Origin of the sequence: Clostridium nigeriense (genome assembly GCF_050585245.1) — a bacterium.
Lineage (GTDB): Bacteria > Bacillota > Clostridia > Clostridiales > Clostridiaceae > Clostridium > Clostridium nigeriense_A.
Window position 1 is genome coordinate 74370 of record NZ_JBNOOF010000009.1, and the last position, 21075, is coordinate 95444.

Sequence of the window (21075 nt, forward strand, 5' to 3'; positions counted from 1 at the left end):
TCCAATACTAGTTATTTTCCTTATTAATCAAAGTGTTCATTAACTTTATAATATCTTTTGCTGCACTTTTCTTAGCATTTTCCCTTTGATTTTCTAGTATTTTTTCTCTTATTTTATCGTTATATAATAATGTTTTTCCTTGTTCAATTTGCTCACTAATTTTTTTAGAATGAAGTGACATACCTTTTTCCATAAAAAACTCCATATTCTTAGTTTCACATCCTGGAATAGGTGATGTATGAACTAAAGGTCTATTTTTCACAATAACCTCTGTTGATGTTAGTCCACCTGGCTTTGTATATACTACATCAGCAGCATCCATATATATGGATATTCTATCTGTATACCCGATAATATATACATTACTTTGATTCTTGAATTCTTTTTCGAGAACTCTTTTTAAATTTTGGTTATTCCCACATATAACAACAATCTGTTCACCATTTTTACATTGTTTATTTAATTCAAATGTAAAAAGCTGAATCTTTCCAAACCCCATACTACCACTCATAATTAAGTACATAGGTTTATCTATATTGAGATTTAAATCTTTCTTTGCTTTTTTCATGTTCTCTTTCATTAAAAAGTCTTGCCTTACAGGAATCCCTAATGGGTATAATTTATCTTTTGGAATACCTCTTTTAATATATTCATCCATCATTCTTTCATGTGGAATTATATAGGCATCACATTCCGTTTCCTCCCAGAAAGGAATACATGTATAATCTGTACTTATAGCTATCGTTTTTTGATTAATTATTTTCTCTCTCTTCATATATGTTATAGTTTCAGCTGGGAAAATATGAGGCATCAAAATAACATCAAAGTTATTTTCTTCTAAATACTTTTTTAGATACTTTGCCATTAAGGAGTTTGTATAATAAACTGGCGACTTTCTCTTAGCAGATGATATTTTAAGTCCAGCTTTATAAAGGAGATAGAAAAAATGTGGAGTATATTTTGCCACATTAATATAAGCTCCTCCAACAGCTTTAGATGTTCTAACGCTGGAAAGTTTCATGTAGTCAAGCATAACAGCTTCATGTCCTACCATTTCTAAAGCTTCCTTCATTGCTTTTCCCGCCATATTATGCCCCTCACCAGTATTGCAGGATAAAATTAAGACTTTCATTATCATACCTCCATATATTACTATAAATTATTCCTTATATTTTACATAAAATCTCTTCCATATATTAATAAGAATATCATTTACATTTTAAAGATACCCTTAATAATAAACCAAAGAGCAGGTATAAGTAGCGAAGGTAACATATTTAATGTCTTACAATCTTTAATATTTAATATAGATAATCCTGAACTTGTAATTAAAAATCCTCCTACGATTGATATTTCAGTTAATAATTCAGTAGTTAAAAATCCAGATAATAATCCTGCAGATACATAAATAAATCCTTGCCATAAAAACAACACTACTCCTGCAATTGCAATCCCAATACCATAAGTAGATGCAAATACTATAGATGTCACAAAATCTAATGTAGCATTTGTAAATAGATAGGTATTATCACCATGTAAAGCGCTTTCCATAGGACCTAATATAGATAGTGTTCCAATGCAAAATAATAAAATAGCCGTAGATAATCCTTGCCCTAAATTGCTAGATGTAAATTTACTAGATAAATTATTAAATTTTCCTTCAATATTAATTATTGCACCTATTAAGCTTCCAGCTGCAAGGCTTAAAATAAATAGTACTGGGTATTTACTATTTGACATATTTGATACTATTGAATTAATACCAAGACCAGTTGCAGCCAATCCCATAGCTGTAAATAAAGCTTCTTTATATTTTTCATTAATTCCTTTCTTCACTATAAATCCTATAATACTTCCAGCAAATATCGCTCCCGTATTAGCTATAGTTCCTATCATCATTCTTACTTTTCCTTTCCGTAGAATTTATTTTTTATTGAAATAATAATTGGCTGCCTCAAGGGCAGCCTAATTAAAAGTTCAAAATTAAGGATTTTTATCATTTAGCACTATTCAGCTTTATATATTAAATCTTGAACGTTAACTTCATTCTCTTGTAATCCATTATCTATTAAAAACTTTTGTGTATCCTCAAGAGATTTTATATCATTATCAGTTATATCAAGGCTAAAATCATACCAATCATACATTTCCTTTACTTCATCAACAGTAAGTCCAACTTCTTCTGAAACTTTTCCCATTGCTTCATCAAAATTATTATTTATATATTCTAAAGTTTCATTTTCTACCTTTTTAAATCTTTCAATAATATCTGGATGCTTTTCTGCAAACTCTCCGCTCACAGCAGTTACTATAATTCCATCCACTAATCCTTCTCCATTTGCTACTATCTTACTACCATTCTTAACTGCTTTATATGCTGTAGGACCTGCAATCAATGCTGCATCAACACTGCCATCCTCTAATGCCACTGCTGCTTCTGGAATTCCCATATTAATAAATTCTACATCATCTATTGAGTAACCTTCCTTGTTTAAGGCAGCTATTAATACTTGATGAAGTATTGTTCCCTTAGGACCTGCTACTTTTTTACCAACTAAATCTTTTGCACTTACGATTTCATCATTATTTGTCAAAATCATAAAACCTTTTGGTGATCTACTATAAGTATTTATTATTTTTAAATCTACACCGTTAGATGCTGCTATTAATGCAGAAGTTCCTCCTAATGCATGAAGAATATCCAATTCTCCAGATGCTAATGCTGCAGTTTGATCTGGACCTGAAGTTATCTCATAAAAATTAACTGCTATATTATCACTTGAAAATTCCTTACCAAATAAATCATCTTGTTTTTGAATTATAGAAGGGACATTCAGTGGTGCCTTAACATATGTTAAGTTTATTTCTGAAATATCTGATTTAGTTTCCTTAGTTCCACAACCAGTCATCATTCCTATTGCAAATATTACTGCGGCTATACTAGCTATTATATTTCTTTTTTTCATTTTACAAATCCTCCTATTATTAATTCTATATATTAAACATTAGTTATATTATAATTTAATGTTTTTAGAATCTCTCTTTTAAGATTAATATAGTATTCATCTTCAAAGTTTTTATCATGACTTTCTTCTATTTCAAATTCTTTAATTTCATTGTTTCTTTCAAATACTATTATCCTATTTGCTAGTTTCAAAGCCTCATCAATATCATGAGTCACAAAAATAACACCTTTCTTTGTAGATTTATGTATTCTAATAAGTTCATTTTGCATATCAGCTCTTGTAAAATAATCTAATGCTGAAAATGGCTCATCCATAAGAAGTACATCTGGATCAAAATATAATGCTCTAGCTATACTTACCCTTTGAGCCATTCCCCCAGATAATTCATATGGATACGAGTTTTTAAACTTTTCTAACTTCATCATCCTTAAATATATATCTACTTGATAATTATCAGTTTCATCTTTTTTAAAATTAACTATATTTTTCAGCCCTTTCATAATAGTTTTATTCTTAATATCATTAAAAGCTATATTTTCACAAACATTAAGCCAGGGCATCAATCTACTTTCTTGAAATACAAATCCTACCTTTGGTTTAACTTCTTTATTATCCCTAATAAATTTAATTTCTCCTGAAGATACATTTTCAATATTAGCAATTAACCTTAATAAAGTAGTTTTTCCACATCCACTTTCTCCAAGTATAACTGTTATATCATTTGTATTAATATTTAATGATATATTTTTAAGTACAATATGCTTTTCATTATTCACTTCATAAGATTTAGTAACATTCTTAATAATATATTGTGATTTACTCATAAGCTTCCACCATCTTTCCTTTACCTACTTTCTTTACTACAATAGAAAATAAATAATCACATAAGATTCCAAGTAATCCTATAAGCATTATTCCAACTAAAACTACATCAGTCCTAGACATTTCTTTTCCATCAGATATTAAATATCCAAGTCCGCTTGATGCTGCCACAAGTTCAGCACCTATTATTGCTCTAAAACTATATCCTAAGGCTAATTTTAATCCTATTACTATATCCAAAATTGCATTTGGAATTATTATCTTAAATATAATCTGATGCTTGGACAACTCAAATACATTACCTACTTCAATAAGCTTTATATCACAATTTTTTACACCTTTTAACGTGCTTGTAAATGTAGGAAAGAATGATGCTAAGATTATTATTATTATTTTGGACTTTTCTCCTATTCCAAACCATAATATAAGCATTGGAATTAATGCTAATGGTGGAGTATTTCTTAAAAAATCAAAAAATTCCCTAAAGTATTCATATAATTTATTATGTATTCCAAAAAATATTCCTAGTGGTATTGCTATGACAGAACTTATGATAAAGCCTACTACAACTCTTCTCATACTTGAATAAATGTGAAAAAATATTGATTTATCTTGTACCATCTTTATAAATGTTCTAAATACTTTTTCCGGTGGTGGCAATATATAACTACTCCATATATTAAATTTACATACAACTTTCCATAAAACTAATATAACTAAAAATATTAAATACCCTCTAATATTTATTACAGGTGTTAATTTATTCTTATTCTTTGATTTCTTCATTTAAAGATCATCCCTTAACTCTATCCATTCTTCCAATAAAAATATTCACTATCTATTTTACTACTAAATTTATTATAATTCTTCATTTTTTCCATTTTTATATAAAATGCATAGTAAAAATTGGGTATATAATGAAAAAGAAGAGAATTTGAAAACTCAAATTCTCTTCTTTTATACTACATATTCTTTTTCATTTTGTTAAAGGCAATTACATTAATAATTGCTATATATAAACTATATATGGCTACTAATGCACTTATACCTAAAAATATCACATTCAAGTTTTGTTGTATTGCATTTATAATAATAAGAACACTTAATAAAACATACGCACAGCCCTTCATTATTACCTTCTCTTTTTCTTTGCTATTAATCATACTCTCTAATCTTGAAATCTTTCGTTCTCTTTTAAAATTCTTAATCACTTTTAACTTCTTTAGAAAGCTAAGCCTAAAGTATAGTTCTATTAAAACTGCTGCTCCGCCTCCAACTAATATCGTATTTTGCCAAGAATTAAAGTAATCCCCTAATAAAATTAATACAATAAATATAATTGAGTATCTATAATAAAATACTCTGAACTTTTGTTCTATCTGATTGGATACTATGTATCCATTTTTATCAAAGATATTATAATAAACTGTATCTCCATATCTATCTAGGTATATATTATGTCCTGATAAATTGATAACATCTTTTTGCACTATAACATCGCCTTTCCTAAACAATATGTTTGATGAACTGAATAATCATTGTTAAGAACTACTAAATCACTATCATACCCAACTCCAATTCTTCCTTTACGCTTATCAATCCCTAAACATTTTGCTGGATTAATTGTGCATGAATTAATTGCATAATTAAAAGGTACCATAGCATCTTCCACAAGTATTTTAAGTCCTTCATTCATTTTCAATGTAGACCCTGCCAATCCCTTCGTTTCTACTAAATGAGCACTACCATCTTCATAAATTTCTATTTCATTTCCTCCAAAAATAAATCTAGAACCTGGCTCATAACCCTTAGCCATTAAAGCATCTGTAATCATAATTCCATAATCCGGTCCCTTTGCATTGAAAAAGTTATATAAAGCTGTTGTAGTAGAGTGGTTTCCATCACAAATTATTTCTCCATACATCCCCTTAACTCTTAGTGCAGCTCCTACTAGTCCATTTTTTCTATGATTGAATGGAGTCATTCCATTATATACATGAGTTTGTGATCTAGCCCCATGAGCAAAGGCAAATACTGCATCTTCATATGTAGCTGCTGAATGACCTATACTAACTACTATTTCATTATTAAATAAGTACTCTGTAAGTGAATAATCTTCATCTGTCTCAGTTGCCATAGTTACATATTTTATTAAACCTCTTGCTGCTTTTTGATAACTTTGAAACTCTTTAATAGTAGGTTTTACTATATATTCTCTTGGTTGAGCTCCCTTATATTCCATATCAAGATAAGGTCCTTCAAAGTGAATTCCTAATATTTCTGCTCCTTCATATCCATCTTCCACTACTTTTGCCACATTGGCTAAAGCCTTAGTAAGTACTTCTTTGCTTTGTGTTATAGTTGTAGGTAATAATGCAGTGACCCCTTCACTTACTATTTTCTTTGTCCAATTCCTTAATCCCTTTTCATTTGCATCATTTGTATCAAAACCATATGCTCCATGGCAATGAATATCTATAAATCCTGGTACAATCCTCTTATCTCCGTAATCGTGAGCACCTTCTCTTTCATTATAGGTATAAATATTAACTATTTTATTATCATCAATCTCAATTTGAGCTGGAATAAATTGATCAGCAATCCAAACCTTTTTACCTTGTATTAACATGCTATACCTCCTATTCTGATTTATATATAAATTATACCTAAGTTCACTCTTCTAATATTTGCACTTTTTAACACACATATTATATCTTTCACCACTTCCATTGAAATTAAATTACTCTTCATTATAATTAGAATTATTAATCTATAATATTAAAGATAGGGGAAATTTATATGAGTATATTTGGTATTGATAACGAACAAATGTCGAAGACTTCTTCTACATTCACCTTAAACGAAATATATCAACAACCTAAGACATGGTTGAAAACATTAACACAAATTAAAGAAAATAAAAATTCAATACAAAAATTTATTAATGAAGTTATTAAATGTGATGATTTTGATGTAATATTTACTGGCGCTGGTACAAGTGAATTTGTAGGAAATTCATTATATGCTTATTTAAATAAAAAGTTAAACCATAAAGTTAAGTCTTATGGTACAACTGATATAGTCGCATCACCTGAGAATTATATTTCAAAAGATAAACCAACATTACTAATTAGCTTTGGTCGTTCAGGTAATTCTCCCGAGTCAATAGGAGCTGTTGATGCTGCATCTGCAGTTTCTAAAAATCTATACAATTTATTTATTACATGTAACAAAAATGGCGCTCTATCTAAAATGACAAAGGAACTTAATAATTGTTATGCAATAAATCTTACTGATGAAACTCATGATCAATCTTTTGCTATGACATCAAGCTTCACTAACATGTATTTAGCAGCATACTTATGTTTTAACCTTGATGAGTTAGATGAAAAATCGAAAATAATTACTGATATATCTTTAGCAACTGAAAAGTTCTTAAATACAGACTTTGAAGTTGCCTCTAATATAATTGATAAATATGACTTTAATAGAATTGTTTATTTAGGTAGCAATGTTCTAAAAGGAGTGTCTCAAGAGTCGTCTTTAAAAATGCTTGAATTAACAGCTGGTAAAACTGTTGCAGTATTTGATACTCCATTAGGCTTTAGACACGGCCCAAAATCAATTATTGATGATTCTACATTAACAGTAGTCTATGTAAGTGATGATGAATTTACTTATAAATATGAGCTTGATTTAATAAAAGAAATAAGTAGTCAAAGAAAGAACAATAAATTAGCTGTTATTTCTAATAAACCTAATGATGAATTAAAAGCTTTAGCTGACTACACATATGCTTATGATATTAATCATAAATTAAATAATGCTGAGTTAGGTTTAGCTTATATCACTTTTGCTCAAACTTTAGCAGTATTAAAATCTTTATCAATGGAGTTAACTCCTGACAACCCTTGTCCATCTGGAGAAGTAAATCGTGTTGTTAAAGGTGTTACATTATACACTTACACTTGTAAATAAATTAATTGTTTAAAATATTGTACAATCTAGTATAGGAGATGATAAAAATGATAGGATTAATAATAAGTGGTCATGGAAACTTTGCATCAGGATTACACACATCCTTAAAACTAATTGCAGGAGAACATAGCAATATAGAATATGTTGACTTTGAAGAAACAGATTCAACAGAAACTTTAAAAGAAAAATATTATAATTCATTAAAAAATTTAAATAACTGTGAAAGTATTTTAGCTCTTAGTGATTTAGCTGGAGGCTCACCATTTAAAACTTTAGTTGAAGTAAAAACAGAAATAGAAAAACCAATGGAAGTAATCGGTGGCACAAACCTACCTATGCTACTAGAAATATCTATGACTAAAGATATTATAGAAGATCTATCTTCTTTATCTGAATCAGCAATTGAAGTAGGTAAAAGTGGCGTTGTAAAATTTGAATTTATAGTTCATGAAGACGCTGAAAGTGAGGATGGTATCTAATAATGATAAATTGGGAAGTAGTTATATGGACATGCATTACTGTCGCAGTATTAGCTGGAATAATTGCATTAATATTAATATTTATATCCGCTAAAAATATAAAAAAAAGAACTTCAGAGCTTAAAGATATTCATGTTGAATTAAAGCCAGGTATGAAGATAATGTTTTGTGGTGGAATCTACGGTAAAATAGTATCTGTAGCAAAAGAAAATGTTGAAGTTGAAGTTGCTAAAAATACTGTAATAACTATATCTAGATATTCAATTCAAAATATCCTATAAAAAAATAAGAAAATTAGGCTAAATCAAAATTAAAACTATTCTGATTTAGCCATTTTACTATGCCTTGAATAAAGTTTGAGCATATTCACTAGGGCTTATTTCGTAATGCTGAGTAAATGCCCTTGAAAAGTAATGTATTGAATTAAATCCTAACATAAATGATATCTCACTAATAGTATATTTGTTTTCTTTAATTAATTGCTTACTTCTAGATAATTTTAAATCATTAATATACTTCTTTGGTGAAGTATTTAGATTATTCTTAAACAATGTTTGTAAAGAGGATCTAGAAACTGAGAATTTATTGCAAAGCTCTTCTATACTAATTGGAGAACAAACCATCTTATCAATATATTCAAGTATTCTTTCTAATAATTCATCTTGGAAATGTTGATGTGATTCCATAGATATCTTAGCATCATCAACACCTAAATAGTCATATTGGAATAATCTAATAATAATTTCATGAAAATTACATAAGATTAAGTTTTCTGAATATGGCATTGTACTTGATATATTTTTTGCAAAAACCCTTATAGCCTTGTACAATTCTTTCCTACAATGAAATACCTTATTACATATCAAACTATCATCATCACATTCCATATCAAACATAATTGTTATATACGAACAAGAGGAATCATTATTTACAGACTGTGTATGAAATTGATTTTTACCATATATAATTAGATCAGATGCATTTAGCGTATAATCAACATTATCAATTGATGTATCCAAAGTTCCATTGTCAACAAATGTTAATTCATATAAATTATGCTTCTCCCCCTTAAATTTATAGTTTGGACTTTTAATTGTATAATAATAAGCCATTATTTCAGGGATGTTTATAGTGGGTAATATTCTATTATAAACATAAGGTGGATTTAAAAATTCAAGTTTAAGGTTATAGTTTGACGGTATTATTAAATTAAACTTAGCTTGTTCTGTCATTGGAATAATATTGAAATACATATTAGGTTTTATTTCTAAATTTCTATGAACTGTAAATAACTTAAAATCACCATTATTTGAATCGCTTATTACTATTGATGCCATACCTTCAACAATTTCTATATATACTGGTTCTAAGAAATTATATAGACTTGAAATAACTTTATCACTAGTTACAATTTGTTTTTCTATTAAATCCTCTTTATTAACATCTTTAACTTCATCATAAATAGAGCCATACTTTCTAAAGTGAGCACTTGTTGTTTTATCATACATAACCAGTCACCTCTCTATTAAATTATAAATATCACTTTCATTAAAAATTATACCTAAGTCTTAAGCGTGTTATTTTTATTCTCAATACACTTTTAAATAAAAGAAGGTTTTATAAATGTATTATTTATATATAAATAATACATTTACATAATTAACTATATTCAATGAAATATGAATATTATTCTATTTATTATGTTATTAATAGTAATAATATTAGAAAATTTTTAATATATCATAATAATAACATTAAACATATTTTTTACAAAGTATTATGCCCTAATTTTTTACAAAAAGTAACTTTTTCCTGCTAATTTTGTAAACGTTGTTAAAAAAAATAAAACAAACACTAAAAAGTGTAAAGATTATTCATTACATTATATGTATAATTATCTAAGAATAGTAAATCTAATTGATTTCTACTAATTATTAAAGGAGGTGATAATATGCCAAATATAGTATTAACAAGAATAGACAATAGATTAATTCATGGACAAGTTGCAACTCAATGGTGTAGTTCCATTGGTGCAAACTTAATTCTAGTTGCAAATGATATTGTAGCTGGAGATAAACTTAGACAAGGCCTAATGGATATGTGTGCACCAGCTTACGCTTCAACTCGTTATTGGACAATAGAAAAAACTATAAATACTATTCACAAGGCTAGTGCTAAACAACTTATATTTATAGTTTGTGAAAATCCTTCTGATGTGTTAAAACTTGTTGAAGGTGGCGTTCCAATAAAAAAAGTTAATATTGGAAACATGCATATGGCTGAAGGGAAAAGACAAGTTGCTGGTTCAGTCGCAGTAGATGACAAAGACGTAGAAGCATTCAGAAAGTTAAGAGAACTAGGCGTAGAGCTTGAAATAAGAAGAGTTCCTACTGAAAGTTCTGAAAATATCGAAAAGATTTTTAAATAATACAGGGGGAATGCAAAATGGATTTTAACATTATACAAATTCTATTGGTTGCAGTATTTGCCTTTATTGCAGGTATCGACCAATATAATTTCTTGGAATCATTATATCAACCAATCGTATCCGGAGCTGTTGTTGGAGCAATTCTTGGAGATTTAAACACTGGACTTGTAGTTGGTGGTACTTATCAATTAATTCAAATTGGAAGTATGCCTATCGGAGGAGCTCAACCTCCAAATCCTGTTCTTGGAGGAATAATGGCAGTAGTATTTGCTGTTTCTTCTAAATTAGAACCATCAGCTGCTGTTGGGCTAGCTGTTCCATTTGCATTAATTGGACAATATTTTGTTACTTTCTTATTTACACTTATGTCACCTTTAATGTCAAAGGCTGATAAATATGCTGACAATGCAGATGTAAAAGGTATTGAAAAACTTAACTATGGAGCAATGGCTGCTTTAGGATTAGCATTTGCAATTATAGTTGTTATAGGATTAATCGGTGGTAATGCTGCTGGTGAAACTTTATCAAATTTCGCTGATAAATACAGTGGAATTATGAATGGACTTAGTGCTGCTGGTAAAATGATGCGTTATGTTGGATTTGCAATTTTATTACGTATTATGTTATCAAAGGACTTATGGGGAATTTATTTTGCAGGCTTTGCACTTGCAACTATTATAGGTAAAATAGAAGGTTTATCTGGATCTGCGTTATTATTAATTGCGTTCATCGGAATTGCAGTTGCTATCTACGACTTCCAAAATAATGTAAAAATGAAATCTGTTACAGGAAATATAGGGATAGGAGGAGATGAAGAAGATGGAATCTAACAATACATTATATAAAGATTTGACTCCTGCTAAACCACTTGATAAGAAAACCTTAAATAAAATGGTTTGGCGTTCATTATTCTTGCAAGCTTCATTTAACTATGAGAGAATGCAAGCTGGTGGTTGGCTATACGGAATATTACCTGGACTTGAAAAAATCCATACTGATAAGGAAGACCTTTCAAAGTCAATGAAACATAACTTAGAATTCTTTAACACTCATCCTTTCCTTGTTACTTTTGTTATGGGTATAATATTATCATTAGAACAACAAAAAGCTGATACCAATACTATAAGAGCTGTCCGCGTTGCTGCAATGGGTCCTTTAGGTGGAATTGGAGATGCTATTTTCTGGCTTACATTAGTTCCAATTACTGCTGGTATTACAGCTAATATGGCTATTGATGGTTCTTTAGCTGGTCCAATATTGTTCTTATTAATATTTAATGCTGTTCAATTTGGAATTAGATATTGGTTAATGCATTGGTCTTATAACTTAGGTTCAAAGGCAATTGATATATTAACTAAAAATGCTAAAGAATTTACACGTTCAGCTTCAATGCTAGGTGTATTTATAGTTGGAGCTCTTACTTCAAACTATGGTGCAACAAGCTTAACTATTGAAATACCAAATGGAGATGCTGTAATTAATATTCAAAATATATTAGATGGTGTTCTGCCTCAAATGATTCCACTACTTATGACATTAATGTTATACTACTTAATTAAGAAAAAGAAATGGACTCCTGTTGCTTGCATAGGCTTATTACTTGTAATAGGAGTAATTGGTGGATTCTTCGGAATACTTGCTCCTTAATATAGCTTAATAAATGAAAGAGGACATGTTATTTATAATAGCAGTCCTCTTTTATTTATCTATTCCTTTTTTAAAAGAAACTCTAATGCAATTTTATGTCTATTTAATATATTTTCATGATGATCAAAATCATCCCAAACTATCTTTATATTTTGTTCACCTATACGTTTCTTGAATATTTCATAAGACATATTTGAGAACTTAGGCATATCCTTCTGAATACTAACTTTTCTATGTCCTTCTTTTTTCCCGGCAATAATAATAAGTTTAAAATCATTATTTATTAATTTTTCTTCTTCAATAAATTTAATCCAATTATTATACCATTGTGAAGCACACATGCTTGCTATTTTACCGTAATTATTATTTCTAAAAACTGAATATAAAGAAATCAAAGCACCAAGGGAATGCCCCATAATTTTTCTATCATTTTTACTACTACTTACCCTGAACTCTTTTTCAATATAACTTTGTAAATCATTTATTAAAAACTCTAAGTATTCATCACCTTTTCCTTCAAAATCATGAAATCTTTCATGATTAGCATTTGCAGGCCATGGAGTATATTCATTTAGTCTATCAAAAGGTGTGATACCAACTATTATATGCTCTTCTAATGATTTATTTTCAAACCCTTCTTCTATTCCATCAATTATCCTACTTAAAAACTTTATAAATTTATCTCCATCATGTGCATAAATCACTGGGTATTTTTTATTCGACATATCATATCCATATGGTAAATAAATAAAAATTTCTCTTTCAAAAGCTGTTCTAGTTAAAATAGTTCCTTTCATCTTTTCTATCCTTTCTTTAACTTACTTGGAGTAACTCCAAAACTTTTTTTAAATAGCCTACTAAAATAAAACTCATCATTATAACCAACTTTTCTAGAAACATCTTTCACTGAAAAACCTTCATTTAATAATCTGTATGCAACAGCCATTCTACATTGGATTAAATAATCTATTGGACGAATATTTAGATGCTTATTAAATAAATATGAAATTCTATTGGACTTTTCTCCATATCTTTCTGAAAGTGAACTCAATGTAATTTCTTCCATATAATTTTCTGAAATAAATTTACTTATCTTTAAAGTAAATTCTTTTTCATCTAATTCTTTTTTATAGTTATAATCTGTAAAAAGCTCTCTTAAGAATAAAGAAGTTTGTATTTGAAGATTAACCTTTGATATTAATTTATGTTTTGAAGATATTTCTATAAGCTCCTCTAGTGATTTTAATATTTCATCATAGTTGCTTGTCCTAAATTCAAAAGTTGAATTCATATAGGAATCAGGATCTAAATATTCATCTGCAATATAATAAATATTTATATGCTCGAATTCTTCCTCTCCTAAAACCTTAAAAGATAAATTCTTCTTTTTGCAGCCGTGAATTACCTTACCGGGTTCTGCAATAAAAACTTCATCATCAAACTCTATTTTAGCTTTTCCCTTTATAGGAAAAATAAATGCTGAAAGATTAGTAACATAAGTGTTTTTAGTATATATAGACTCCTTGGTAAATCTCTCTATTCTAAAAACCTCAAAAGTATTTTTTCTGAATTCCTCTATTAGCTCACTTTTCCTAACACTTTTCAAATAAATAAGCTCCTTTCAAATACATATGAAAAATTTAAATAATTGTCCATGTTTTTATTTTAGTATATTCTACTGCTATTTTTTCTATATTATAATACCTTGTGGAAATGATAATTATTATCAATTAATTTTTATAATATTAAGTATACATTAACTTCAATAATAGTTCAAGAAAGGATGTTACTATGCAAGATGTTTTAAATACTTCTTATGAGAAAAATAAGAAACTGAAAAAATCTTTTAATTTATTTATATTAGGCTTAATTATAGTTTTAATTATTTCTGTGATTTTATCAGTATCTCTTGGTTCGCTTAAAATAAAACCTTCTATATCCTACAGCATAATATTAAATAAGCTATTTGGACTATCCTTAGGAGATCCAGCTGAAGTAACCAATCTATCAACCTACAATGTTATTTGGCTAATTAGAATGCCTAGGGTATTACTTGCAATAGCTGTAGGAGCTGGACTTGCTATATGTGGAACAATAATGCAGGCAACTGTTCAAAATCCATTAGCAGAGCCATATATTTTAGGAATTTCTTCTGGTGCATCACTAGGTGCAACCTTCTCTATAATGTTAGGCATAGGTTCATTCAGCTTATTTTCAATTAGTAGCATATCCCTTTGGGCCTTCTTAGGTGCTTTAGGTGCTTCTATATTAGTATTAGCACTATCTTCAATAGGAAGTAAAATGTCTTCTGCTAAATTAGTTCTTTCAGGAACTGTTGTTAGTGCTTTATGTAACTCTTTATCTAATTTTATAATTTCCATTGCTAGCGATGCTGAAGGAATGCAAAGCGTAAAGTTTTGGACAATGGGTTCTCTAGCAACTGCCAAGTGGCAAAATATAGGATTTGTTATTATAGCTGTAACTATATGCTGTATTTTCTTCTTAACTCAAGGAAGAACACTAAACCTAATATTAATGGGAGATGAAGCATCAATGACTTTAGGTCTTAACTTAAATTTTTACAGAAGACTTTATATGATAATTACCTCCTTATTAACAGGTATCTTAGTTGCTAACTGTGGAATCATAGGATTTGTTGGATTAATAATTCCTCATATTTCAAGATCCTTAGTTGGATCTGATCATAAAAGGTTAGTACCAACATCCATACTTTTAGGAGCTATATTCTTAATTTGGGCTGATGTTTTTGCAAGAATTACTATACCTAATGCAGAATTATCCATTGGTATTATTACCGGTTTAGTTGGAGCTCCATTCTTCGTTTATATCTTATTAAGAAAGGGCTTCGGATACGGAGATAAGTAGGTGATTTTAATGGATTTAAAAGTTAAAGAATTAAAGGTTACTTTATCTAAAAAAGAAATTGTAAAAGGCATTGATTTAGCAGTTACTAATAATAAATTCATCGGATTAATAGGTCCAAATGGAAGTGGTAAGTCCACACTATTAAAAGCTATATACGGCGTTATAAAGCCAAGCTTTGGAGAAGTATTTATATCTGATAAGGACATAAATACTTATAATAAAAAATCCCTTGCTAAAACCCTTGGTGTAGTTAGCCAATTTAATAATATTAACTTTGACTTTAAAGTTATAGATATAGTATTAATGGGCAGGGCCCCTTATAAGGGATTATTAGAACAAGATAATAAAACTGATTATGATATGGCTCTTAAAGCTTTAGCTCAAGTTGGAATGATAGACTTTGCTCAAAAAAGCTTCAGTCTATTATCAGGTGGTGAAAAACAAAGAGTTATATTAGCTAGAGCAATAACTCAAAGTCCTAAAATACTAATTTTAGACGAGCCTACTAATCACCTGGATATAAAATATCAATTAGAGGTCATGTCAATCGTTAAAAAGCTAAATATATGCGTTTTAGCCGCATTACATGACTTAACATTAGCTTCTCAATTTTGTGATGAGCTTTATGTCTTAAAAGATGGAAATATTGTATGTCATGGTGCTCCAAGTAAAGTTATAACAGAAGAAATGATAAAGGAAGTTTATGATGTTGATTCAAATGTTTATATAAATCCTATTACTAATAAACTTTCAATTGAATACTTACCACCAGCTTTATAATTCTTAAAAATTAATATAACTATTATAAATTTAAATGTTTAAATCGAGAGGGGAATTAATATGAATAAAAAATCTTTACTTTTACTTACATCTTTAGCATTAGCTACAACAGTTTTTGTAGGATGTGGTAATAAAACTCAAACCTCAGATTCATCTTCAAATGGAACTCAAGCTTCTACTTCAGTAGATGAATCTGCCAATAAAACAACTTATCCAGTAAGCTTTGATGCTTTTGACTCTGAAGGAAATGTATACACGCAAACATTTACTGAAGCTCCAAAGAAAGTTATTACAAATAACCAAACTTCAACTGAATTGCTTTTAACTTTAGGCTTAAAAGACTCTATAATTGGAACAGGAGATTTAGATACTCCAATTCCTGAAGAATTAAAAGCTGATTATGAAGCTATACCTGCTATTGCTACTAAAGGTGATGTTGCTAAAGAAGTTGTTGTAGGATCTGGTGCCGATTTAGTTATCGGAAGATCTGCATCATTTAAGGATGATAGATATGGTACGATACCAAGCCTAAATGAAGTTGGAATTAATACTTATGTTCAATTAGCAAGTAAAATGAATACTGATATAACTCTAGATACAATTATTCAAGATGTTAGAAATGTAGGGGTTATATTTGATGTTCAAGATAAAGCAAATAAATTAGCTGATTCACTACAAACTACCTTAGATTATATTGAATCAAAGATTCCCACTAATACTGAAAGAAAAAAGGTTATGTTAATAGTTAATTATAGTGGTGAATCATTTACTGCTTATGGTGCCAATGCTTCACTACAAAAAGAAATGTTAAATATTTTAAACGCAGATAATGTTATTGAAAAAGGTGGTTCTGTATCATTAGAGAATATAATTTCTACTAATCCAGATCACATCGTTTATGTAACAGCAAATAAAAATGCTGCTGTAGATGCTGATGCTGTAGATAGAATATTAGCAGAACCTACACTTCAAACCGTTGAAGCAATAAAAAACAAAAACATTATGACTGTTGATTACACTGAACTTATGGGATATGGATATAGAACATTTGACTGCTTAGAAAAGTTAGCTGAAGCTTTCTATCCAGAAACATTTAAATAATAGCTTATATTCTTCTATCTAAATGAAATTTATATAAAGAATGCACCTCAAATATTATACTTAATATTTTGGGTGCATTTTAATTTACCATTCTTCTTATTATCTAAATCTATAAATAAACCTTAACCTCTTTTAAACACGAATTTATTTATAATTAATTTAAGAATATTAATATCTATACTCCATTATATTTTTCATTTACATTATATAAATTATAAAAATATAATTTATTATCTATCAATTGATCTAACTTTCCTTCTTCAATTATTCGTCCATTTTTCATAACATATATATAGTCACACTTACTCAATAAATTATAATTTAATTGATGAGTAATAACTATACTTGAAGTATCCTTTAAACTAAGTACACTATTAGTAATTTGGCTAGCTGTAATATTATCTAAACTTGAGGTAGCTTCATCTAAAATTAGAAATTTAGATCTACATATTAATGCCCTTGCTATGCCTATTTTTTGTCTTTCACCACCAGAGCATGTATTCCCATTTTCCCCTATATTAGTATATATGCCATTAGAAAGCCTTTTTACGAATTCAGATAATCCTGATAATTCAATTACCTTCATTATATCTTCATCTTTATAGTCATTATATAAAGTTATATTATTTTTTAATGTATCATCAAATATAAATATATTTTGATGTATATAACCAATTGACTTATATAAATAACTAGAATCTATTTTAGAAATCTCAACATCATCAAACTTAATTTCTCCACTATTACATTTATAAAAATTTAATAGCAACTTAGCAATAGTACTTTTACCACTTCCACTTTCCCCTACAATTGCATACTTTTTATATTCTTTAAAATTTAAACTTATGTCGCTTATAGCCTTAATATCTGAATTATTATAAGAAAATGATATATTTTTCATAGAAATCTCCGAAGGCAACTTATCTAAAACTCTTCCTTTTTCCTCAACAGATTTCATTGTTATAATTTCTTGTAATTTATTTCTTATTTTTAATGTTGAATGTATTTCAGCCAATATAGATGGTAATTGCTCTAAAGGCGCAACCACCCCTCCTATAAGCTGAGACAATGAAATTACTAATCCAACAGACATTGCTCCTATAATAGCAAAATATCCACCAGCAATATAGGTAATTACATACATTATGGAACTAAATAACATAGATATCCATCCTGCTAAATATACAGTTTTCCTAGAATCACAACCACTTTGCTCTCTAATTTCATTATATTGATTATGACTTCTTATAACCTTATCTTGAACATTAAAACTTTTTATAACTTGGAACCCCTCAAAAAAATCTTTAATTTGAGAAGTATATTTTTTCATGGATTCTGAATACTTGTCCTGTAAATTAGCTAACTTTTTATTCAAAAATTTTGGAATTATAATTGAACAAATAGCAACTATTATTAAAAGTATAGTGATTATATAATTCAGAAGAGAGACAGTTACAAAAGAAAATATAAAGCTCATAATAACACTATATATAGATAAAACACTACTAAAATAACTATCACCTAGTAATTTAACATCATTATCCAAAATAGAAATATAGCTTCCAGTATTATCTTCATTAAATGTTTCTATATTCATTTTTATAATTTTAGAAAACAAATCTTTTTTAATATTTATATAAGTTTCCTTCAATATATTTTCTCTAATATACTTTACTATCAAAAGAAAAATACAATCTAATATAGCGTATATGCTAAACCACATTGCCGCTATTTTTAACATATTAAAGTTTTTATCAATAGCCGAATTTATGATTGGCTCAAATGATAATGCAAACTTAATTGAAAAATAACATGATAAAGGAACTGCTACTATAAAAAGTAACATCATTATTCTATTTTTAAGTAAATATTTTTTCATTGTTTATAATTTATCATAATAGATTTTTATACCATTATAATAATTCCTCTCCCCCAATTTTATTATTGATAATAATCCTTATATTTACTTTTCATCTATTAATATATATTCATACCCATAAAAAATCACCTCTTAAAAATAATACCATACTTGTAAAAATATTCAATATGTTATAATATAAGTTATATTGTGAGGTTATTTTTTACAATTCGTTTGTAAAAGATAAAATTTCAAATATTATTTTATATACAAATTATTATTTTCATATAATTCAAATAAAAATGGGGAGCTCTATAATGAAGAATAATAAAATAACTTTAAGTACATATTTCTATTCCAATCTAAAAGTTTTTTTGCCTTTAATAATAAGTGATATACTTTCAGCTATTTCAATGGTAATATGGTCACTTTTTATGAAGGGATTAGCCGATGTAGCTATGCAAGGTAGCTTAAATGGAATAACAAATTTAATATTGTTGGGAACATTTTTTTTAGTATTTTTCTTTTTAATTAATAATTTTCAATGCTTCTATAATAGGAAATTCATAAAAAATGTTAATACTCAAATAAAGATTGATATTTTTTATGCAGTTTTATCAAAAGATATAAATAATTTCAATAAAAAAAATAGTGGTAAATATATATCTATTTTAAATAATGATATTAATTCAATTCAGGAAAATTATTTTAGTAATATACCTGTTATTTTAGAGAATATAATTACTTTTGCGGTGGCTACAATAGCATTGTTTGTTTATGAACCATTAATAGCAATTGTTACGTTAATATTATCTTTTATTCCATTGATAATACCAATGATTATTGGTAAAAAATTATCTGACAAGCAAAGAATATTTTTTGATTTTTTAGAAAAGTATAATGCTAAAATAAAAGATATATTCAACGGATTTGAAGTTATTAAAAGTTTTAATGCAGAAAATCAAACAAAAACATTGTATAATGACTTAACCAATAATGTAGAGGATTCAAGATATAATGTAAGCAAATATCAAGACACTTCTGTTATTGTACAATATACTTTAAATTATATTGTTGGAATTATTCAAATGATATTTTCTATATACCTTGTTTTGATTGGAAAAATTACTTTAGGAACATTTTTAGGGACAATGCAAATATCAAATTATGTTACAAATCCAATTAGGGAAGCCTCTAGACAATTAGTTAAATTAAAATCTACTAAATCATTAAAATTAAAAATAGAAGAAATTCTTAATAATTCAAATGAATCTAATACTGCTGGAAATCCACTAATAAAATGCACTCCAATAGAAATTCATAATTTGAATTTTAGATATGACAATGAGAAGTTAGTTTTAAAAAATATTAATTTCAAATTTGAGCAGGGCAAAAAATATGCCATAGTTGGTAATAGCGGTTCTGGGAAATCAACATTAGTTAAATTAATTATGAAATATTATGAAGAGTATGATGGAGATATTACTATAGGAGATCAGAATATTAAAAATATAAATAAAGCCGATTTATGTGATAGATTTTCTATAATTCATCAAAGAATAATTATGTTTGACGATACTCTAAGAAATAATATCACAATGTTTAAGAACTATAGTAATGAAGAAATATTAAAGGTAATAAATGATTCAGAACTACAAAACTTAATGAAAAGTTTACCAAATGGATTAGATTCAATAATTCATGAAAGCGGTAATAATTTATCCGGTGGAGAGCAGCAACGAATATCTATTGCACGAGCCTTTTTAAAGAAAACATCTGTAATAATATTAGATGAAGCTACAGCTAATCTCGACAATGAAATTTCAAGTAAAATAGAAAATATAATTATCGAAAAAAACGATCTTACAGCTATAGTTGTAACCCATAAATTAATTAAAAAGATTTTAATGAAATATGATTGCATAATTGTATTAAATCACGGAAGTATTGTTGAATACGGAACATTTGATGAACTAATAAATAACAAAAATTATTTTTACAGCCTATATACAATAAATAATTAAAAATGAACTTATAAAATTTCAGTAAATGTTATTATAAATAAAATTATATTATTTAATCGAAACCTAAAAAAGGCAATACTCTATAGCATTGCCTTTTATTATAAGT

At 27.8% G+C, this 21075-nt stretch carries 21 protein-coding genes; 10 read left to right on the forward strand and 11 right to left on the reverse strand.

What is annotated here, in order from left to right:
• Positions 1–7: 7 nt before the first annotated feature.
• The 7 genes from ACQPUY_RS13840 to nagA all read right to left on the reverse strand — a co-directional run bounded on the left by ACQPUY_RS13840 (position 8) and on the right by nagA (position 6417).
• Positions 8–1132 (reverse strand): MGDG synthase family glycosyltransferase, encoded by a 1125-nt coding sequence (locus tag ACQPUY_RS13840; protein ID WP_430841923.1) that lies wholly within the window; start codon positions 1130–1132, stop codon positions 8–10.
• A gap of 80 nt (positions 1133–1212) precedes the next feature.
• Complete coding sequence (locus tag ACQPUY_RS13845) at positions 1213–1896, reverse strand: DUF554 domain-containing protein (protein WP_430842107.1); 684 nt, start codon at positions 1894–1896, stop codon at positions 1213–1215.
• 110 nt (positions 1897–2006) lie between these two features.
• Positions 2007–2966, reverse strand: coding sequence for an NrtA/SsuA/CpmA family ABC transporter substrate-binding protein (locus tag ACQPUY_RS13850; protein WP_430841925.1), 960 nt, complete (start codon positions 2964–2966; stop codon positions 2007–2009).
• A 32-nt stretch (positions 2967–2998) separates the two neighbouring features.
• Positions 2999–3790, reverse strand: a complete 792-nt coding sequence (locus tag ACQPUY_RS13855; protein ID WP_430841927.1) for an ABC transporter ATP-binding protein — start codon at positions 3788–3790, stop codon at positions 2999–3001.
• Complete coding sequence (locus ACQPUY_RS13860; RefSeq protein ID WP_430841929.1) at positions 3783–4574, reverse strand: ABC transporter permease; 792 nt, start codon at positions 4572–4574, stop codon at positions 3783–3785. Before ACQPUY_RS13860 ends, ACQPUY_RS13855 begins: the two co-directional genes overlap by 8 nt.
• Positions 4575–4750: 176 nt before the next feature.
• The gene (locus ACQPUY_RS13865; protein WP_430841931.1) at positions 4751–5278 is read right to left on the reverse strand and encodes a hypothetical protein; all 528 of its coding nucleotides are present in this window, start codon (positions 5276–5278) and stop codon (positions 4751–4753) included.
• A complete protein-coding gene (gene nagA, locus ACQPUY_RS13870; protein WP_430841933.1) occupies positions 5278–6417 on the reverse strand; it encodes an N-acetylglucosamine-6-phosphate deacetylase in 1140 nt (379 codons plus the stop codon). Before nagA ends, ACQPUY_RS13865 begins: the two co-directional genes overlap by 1 nt.
• 170 nt (positions 6418–6587) lie before the next feature.
• Here nagA and ACQPUY_RS13875 point away from each other — a divergent pair, with 170 nt between their 5' ends.
• From ACQPUY_RS13875 to yajC, 3 genes are read left to right on the forward strand one after another with little or no spacing between them, the layout of a single operon-like run.
• On the forward strand, positions 6588–7766 hold the full coding sequence (locus tag ACQPUY_RS13875; protein ID WP_430841935.1) for an SIS domain-containing protein: 1179 nt from the start codon (positions 6588–6590) through the stop codon (positions 7764–7766).
• A 47-nt stretch (positions 7767–7813) separates the two neighbouring features.
• A complete protein-coding gene (agaF, locus tag ACQPUY_RS13880) occupies positions 7814–8245 on the forward strand; it encodes a PTS galactosamine/N-acetylgalactosamine transporter subunit IIA (protein ID WP_430841937.1) in 432 nt (143 codons plus the stop codon).
• 2 nt (positions 8246–8247) lie between these two features.
• Positions 8248–8526, forward strand: a complete 279-nt coding sequence (gene yajC, locus ACQPUY_RS13885) for a preprotein translocase subunit YajC (protein ID WP_430841939.1) — start codon at positions 8248–8250, stop codon at positions 8524–8526.
• A 57-nt stretch (positions 8527–8583) separates the two neighbouring features.
• Here the strand turns inward: yajC and ACQPUY_RS13890 are convergent, their stop codons facing one another.
• Entirely contained in the window at positions 8584–9753 is a 1170-nt protein-coding gene (locus ACQPUY_RS13890; protein ID WP_430841941.1) for a helix-turn-helix domain-containing protein, read from the reverse strand.
• A gap of 443 nt (positions 9754–10196) precedes the next feature.
• Between ACQPUY_RS13890 and agaV the strand changes: the two genes are divergently transcribed.
• The 3 genes from agaV to ACQPUY_RS13905 are packed head-to-tail and all read left to right on the forward strand — an operon-like array spanning position 10197 to position 12320.
• A complete protein-coding gene (agaV, locus tag ACQPUY_RS13895) occupies positions 10197–10673 on the forward strand; it encodes a PTS N-acetylgalactosamine transporter subunit IIB (RefSeq protein ID WP_430841943.1) in 477 nt (158 codons plus the stop codon).
• A gap of 17 nt (positions 10674–10690) precedes the next feature.
• Positions 10691–11503, forward strand: coding sequence for a PTS mannose/fructose/sorbose/N-acetylgalactosamine transporter subunit IIC (locus ACQPUY_RS13900; protein WP_430841945.1), 813 nt, complete (start codon positions 10691–10693; stop codon positions 11501–11503).
• Positions 11493–12320: a PTS system mannose/fructose/sorbose family transporter subunit IID gene (locus ACQPUY_RS13905; RefSeq protein WP_430842109.1), complete on the forward strand. Its 828-nt coding sequence runs from the start codon at positions 11493–11495 to the stop codon at positions 12318–12320. The genes ACQPUY_RS13900 and ACQPUY_RS13905 overlap by 11 nt, the downstream gene beginning before the upstream one ends.
• 59 nt (positions 12321–12379) lie before the next feature.
• On the opposite strand, the gene ACQPUY_RS13910 is transcribed toward ACQPUY_RS13905, so the two are convergent.
• Together ACQPUY_RS13910 and ACQPUY_RS13915 are read right to left on the reverse strand one after the other, a co-directional pair.
• Positions 12380–13117, reverse strand: a complete 738-nt coding sequence (locus tag ACQPUY_RS13910) for an alpha/beta hydrolase (protein ID WP_430841947.1) — start codon at positions 13115–13117, stop codon at positions 12380–12382.
• A gap of 5 nt (positions 13118–13122) precedes the next feature.
• Positions 13123–13926, reverse strand: a complete 804-nt coding sequence (locus ACQPUY_RS13915; RefSeq protein WP_430841949.1) for a helix-turn-helix domain-containing protein — start codon at positions 13924–13926, stop codon at positions 13123–13125.
• A gap of 185 nt (positions 13927–14111) precedes the next feature.
• Between ACQPUY_RS13915 and ACQPUY_RS13920 the strand changes: the two genes are divergently transcribed.
• The 3 genes from ACQPUY_RS13920 to ACQPUY_RS13930 are packed head-to-tail and all read left to right on the forward strand — an operon-like array spanning position 14112 to position 17087.
• Positions 14112–15206, forward strand: coding sequence for a FecCD family ABC transporter permease (locus ACQPUY_RS13920; RefSeq protein WP_430841951.1), 1095 nt, complete (start codon positions 14112–14114; stop codon positions 15204–15206).
• Positions 15207–15215: 9 nt separating this feature from the next.
• The gene (locus ACQPUY_RS13925) at positions 15216–15986 is read left to right on the forward strand and encodes an ABC transporter ATP-binding protein (protein WP_430841953.1); all 771 of its coding nucleotides are present in this window, start codon (positions 15216–15218) and stop codon (positions 15984–15986) included.
• 60 nt (positions 15987–16046) lie between these two features.
• Positions 16047–17087 (forward strand): ABC transporter substrate-binding protein, encoded by a 1041-nt coding sequence (locus ACQPUY_RS13930; protein WP_430841955.1) that lies wholly within the window; start codon positions 16047–16049, stop codon positions 17085–17087.
• Positions 17088–17262: 175 nt separating this feature from the next.
• Here the strand turns inward: ACQPUY_RS13930 and ACQPUY_RS13935 are convergent, their stop codons facing one another.
• Positions 17263–18966, reverse strand: coding sequence for an ABC transporter ATP-binding protein (locus tag ACQPUY_RS13935; protein WP_430841957.1), 1704 nt, complete (start codon positions 18964–18966; stop codon positions 17263–17265).
• Positions 18967–19262: 296 nt separating this feature from the next.
• Between ACQPUY_RS13935 and ACQPUY_RS13940 the strand changes: the two genes are divergently transcribed.
• The gene (locus tag ACQPUY_RS13940) at positions 19263–20969 is read left to right on the forward strand and encodes an ABC transporter ATP-binding protein (RefSeq protein ID WP_430841959.1); all 1707 of its coding nucleotides are present in this window, start codon (positions 19263–19265) and stop codon (positions 20967–20969) included.
• Positions 20970–21075 lie beyond the last annotated feature (106 nt).

Excerpts from the sequence above, each read along its gene's own strand:
- ACQPUY_RS13840 (WP_430841923.1), bottom strand. The coding sequence starts at position 1,132 with ATGAAAGTCTTAATTTTATCCTGCAATACTGGTGAGGGGCATAATATG.
- ACQPUY_RS13845 (WP_430842107.1), bottom strand. The coding sequence starts at position 1,896 with ATGATAGGAACTATAGCTAATACGGGAGCGATATTTGCTGGAAGTATT.
- ACQPUY_RS13850 (WP_430841925.1), bottom strand. The coding sequence starts at position 2,966 with ATGAAAAAAAGAAATATAATAGCTAGTATAGCCGCAGTAATATTTGCA.
- ACQPUY_RS13855 (WP_430841927.1), bottom strand. The coding sequence starts at position 3,790 with ATGAGTAAATCACAATATATTATTAAGAATGTTACTAAATCTTATGAA.
- ACQPUY_RS13860 (WP_430841929.1), bottom strand. The coding sequence starts at position 4,574 with ATGAAGAAATCAAAGAATAAGAATAAATTAACACCTGTAATAAATATT.
- nagA (WP_430841933.1), bottom strand. The coding sequence starts at position 6,417 with ATGTTAATACAAGGTAAAAAGGTTTGGATTGCTGATCAATTTATTCCA.
- ACQPUY_RS13875 (WP_430841935.1), top strand. The coding sequence starts at position 6,588 with ATGAGTATATTTGGTATTGATAACGAACAAATGTCGAAGACTTCTTCT.
- agaF (WP_430841937.1), top strand. The coding sequence starts at position 7,814 with ATGATAGGATTAATAATAAGTGGTCATGGAAACTTTGCATCAGGATTA.
- yajC (WP_430841939.1), top strand. The coding sequence starts at position 8,248 with ATGATAAATTGGGAAGTAGTTATATGGACATGCATTACTGTCGCAGTA.
- ACQPUY_RS13890 (WP_430841941.1), bottom strand. The coding sequence starts at position 9,753 with ATGTATGATAAAACAACAAGTGCTCACTTTAGAAAGTATGGCTCTATT.
- agaV (WP_430841943.1), top strand. The coding sequence starts at position 10,197 with ATGCCAAATATAGTATTAACAAGAATAGACAATAGATTAATTCATGGA.
- ACQPUY_RS13900 (WP_430841945.1), top strand. The coding sequence starts at position 10,691 with ATGGATTTTAACATTATACAAATTCTATTGGTTGCAGTATTTGCCTTT.
- ACQPUY_RS13905 (WP_430842109.1), top strand. The coding sequence starts at position 11,493 with ATGGAATCTAACAATACATTATATAAAGATTTGACTCCTGCTAAACCA.
- ACQPUY_RS13910 (WP_430841947.1), bottom strand. The coding sequence starts at position 13,117 with ATGAAAGGAACTATTTTAACTAGAACAGCTTTTGAAAGAGAAATTTTT.
- ACQPUY_RS13920 (WP_430841951.1), top strand. The coding sequence starts at position 14,112 with ATGCAAGATGTTTTAAATACTTCTTATGAGAAAAATAAGAAACTGAAA.
- ACQPUY_RS13925 (WP_430841953.1), top strand. The coding sequence starts at position 15,216 with ATGGATTTAAAAGTTAAAGAATTAAAGGTTACTTTATCTAAAAAAGAA.
- ACQPUY_RS13930 (WP_430841955.1), top strand. The coding sequence starts at position 16,047 with ATGAATAAAAAATCTTTACTTTTACTTACATCTTTAGCATTAGCTACA.
- ACQPUY_RS13935 (WP_430841957.1), bottom strand. The coding sequence starts at position 18,966 with ATGAAAAAATATTTACTTAAAAATAGAATAATGATGTTACTTTTTATA.
- ACQPUY_RS13940 (WP_430841959.1), top strand. The coding sequence starts at position 19,263 with ATGAAGAATAATAAAATAACTTTAAGTACATATTTCTATTCCAATCTA.